Origin of the sequence: Fretibacterium fastidiosum (assembly GCF_000210715.1) — a bacterium.
In the GTDB taxonomy this organism is placed as follows: Bacteria; Synergistota; Synergistia; order Synergistales; family Aminobacteriaceae; genus Fretibacterium; species Fretibacterium fastidiosum.
The window spans coordinates 1,548,250-1,550,708 of record NC_021038.1; the positions used below are offsets into that span (position 1 = coordinate 1,548,250).

3 protein-coding genes and 1 pseudogene are annotated in these 2,459 nt (G+C 70.0%); all 4 read left to right on the forward strand.

Annotated elements, in window-relative coordinates; translation table 11 throughout:
- Positions 1-1,167 (forward strand): annotated as a pseudogene (locus SY1_RS07190) (chromosome segregation protein SMC); the annotation flags it as partial.
- Positions 1,167-1,451, forward strand: coding sequence for a hypothetical protein (locus tag SY1_RS12800; RefSeq protein WP_015556628.1), 285 nt, complete (start codon positions 1,167-1,169; stop codon positions 1,449-1,451). The pseudogene SY1_RS07190 and the gene SY1_RS12800, both read left to right, overlap by 1 nt.
- Entirely contained in the window at positions 1,370-1,903 is a 534-nt protein-coding gene (locus tag SY1_RS12805; RefSeq protein ID WP_423868978.1) for a hypothetical protein, read from the forward strand. Before SY1_RS12800 ends, SY1_RS12805 begins: the two co-directional genes overlap by 82 nt.
- 39 nt (positions 1,904-1,942) lie before the next feature.
- Positions 1,943-2,459: 16S rRNA (cytidine(1402)-2'-O)-methyltransferase (gene rsmI / locus SY1_RS07200; RefSeq protein ID WP_208873249.1), on the forward strand; the 517-nt coding region annotated here is incomplete at its 3' end.

The window sequence follows — 2,459 nt, forward strand, 5'->3', positions numbered from 1 at the left end:
GCGCTTGAGGAAGAGCTCTCCGGGTTGAACGAGATCGCGGACGAGGAGGGGATGGAGGCCGCCCTGGCCCCCATGCGCGCGGAGCTCTCCCTCGCGGAGGAGCGGCTTCGCGGCGCGCGGGCCATCGCGGAGCGGATGGAGGGCGAGTACGCGGCCCTGTCCGGCCAGGTGGAACGCCTGACGGAGGAGGCCGAAGCCGGGAGGAGGGAGGAGGCGGAGCGGCGCACGCTCCTTGGCGGCATCGGGCGCGAACGCCTGACGCTGCACCGCGAGGAACAGGCATTGGCCCGCCGCCTCGAGGAGGAGCGGGGGCGTCTCAGACAGGCCCATTTTCGCCTTGAACGGCTTCGGGCCCGTTCAAGCCGCGCCGACGCGGCGGAGTCGGGACGGCAGGCGGAGATCGCGGCTCTGGAGGAGAGGCTGACCGCGGTGGGGGCGGAGCGCGGCCAGCTGATGGAGCTGTGGGACGAGAAGTACCCCTACGACGCAGCGGAGGCCAGGGAGGTCGAGGGAGGGCGTGACCTCATCGCCTCCCTCCGCAAATTGGAGCGCGAGCTGAAGGCCCTGGGACCGTACAACCTGGGGGCCCTCTCCGAGGACACCTCCCTGACGGAGCGGGTGGACTTCCTCGGCGACCAGCTGGAGGACGTGCGGGGCGGCGCCGACGAGCTGAGAGAGCTGATCCGGCAGACGGACGCTCAGGTGGAGGCCACCTTTGTCGGCGCGATGGCGGAGATCGACGCCCGCTTCAACGCGCTCTTTCAGCGGCTCTTTGCCGGGGGCGAGGCCAGGCTGACGCTTCAGGAGGGCACGAACATCTGGGAGCGCGGAGTGGATATCTACGCGCGGCCGCCGGGCAAGAAGCTGCAGAACATCTCGCAGCTTTCGGGCGGCGAGCAGTCCCTGACGGCCATCGCCCAGCTCTTCGCCGCCCTCGAAGTGGCGAAGGTCCCGCTGGCCGTGCTGGACGAGGTGGATGCGGCCCTCGACGAGTACAACCTCATCCGCTTCGCCGACCTGGCGAAGGAGTATTCCCGGTCGTTGCAGCTGATCGTCATGACGCACCGGCGGACGACGATGGAGCGCGCCGACCTCATCTACGGGGTGACGATGGTGGAGCCCGGCCTGTCCCGCATCGTCGGCATCGACGTGGAGAGCTACCGCTGATGGAGGAGGCGACGAGGGACGACCTCCTCTATGGTCGGCTCCGCCTGTGGCAGCCGGCGGCGGGGCCGCGCGTCAGCATGGACACGGTGCTGCTGGCCGCATGGGTGCGCCGCCGGGCGCGGCGGCCCCGCTTCGTGGAGTTGGGCTCGGCGTCGGGGGCCGTGTCCCTGATGCTGGCCCTGCGCTTCCCCCACCGTTCCACGTGGTGGGGCTCGAACTTCAGCCGGAGCTCGTGGAGCTGGCGGAGCGCAACCGGACTGAAAACGGCCTTCAGGACCGGGTGAGGTTCCTCTGCGGGGACCTGCGGGATGCGTCGCTGCTGCCCAGAGAATCCTTCGACGGACTGGTGGTGAACCCTCCCTACGAGACGCCGGACCGTGGGAGGGTGAGCCCCTCTCCCCTCCCTGGCCATCGCCCGCCACGGGGCGTCGGAGGACGAGAGCGCCTGCTGCACGCTTCAGGACGTAGCGGCCGCCGGCGCGCGCCTCTTGAAGCGCGGAGGACGGCTCTTCTGCGTCCTCCGCACGGACCGCATGGCGCCCTTGATGGCTGTGGTGTCGGCGCACGACCTCGCCCCCAAGAGGATGCGGTTGGTGCACCCGCGTCCGGGCGTGCCGTCGAACCTCCTCCTTCTGGAGTGCGCTCGCGGAGGCGGGGAGGGGATGACCGTGGAGCCTCCGCTCTTCGTGCTGGGGGCCGACGGGCGGTACACGGAAGAACTCCTGAGCGCTTATGAGCCCTCCGGGCTGAATTGACCAGAGAGGAACGATGCACGATGCCTCTGACGCTTGTCCCGACGCCCATCGGCAACCTTGAGGACATCACCCTTCGCGCGCTGCGCGTCCTCCGCTCGGCGGACCTGATCGCCTGCGAGGACACCAGAACGTCCTCCGTCCTGCTCCGCCGCTACGAGATCGCGGCCCCCCTCGTCCCCTTCCACCTGCACAACGAGAACCGCTGCCTCCCGCGCCTGATGGAGGCGTTGAGGGAGGGAAAGAGCGTCGCGGTGATCAGCGACGCGGGCACGCCCGGCGTCTCGGACCCGGGCTGGATCCTGCTGAAGAACGCCGTGGAGGAAGGGCTGCCTGCGGACGTCCTGCCCGGCCCCTCGGCCGTGCTGCCGGCGGTGCTGTTGTCCGGGCTCACGCCGCAGCCCTTCACGTTTCTGGGCTTCCCTCCGGAGAAGCCGGGGCCGCGCCGCAGGCTCCTCCAGTCGTTGGAGCGCCTGCCCTGGACGCTGTGCTTTTATGTCTCGCCGCACAAGGCGGAGCGCCAGATCGCGGAGATGGCGG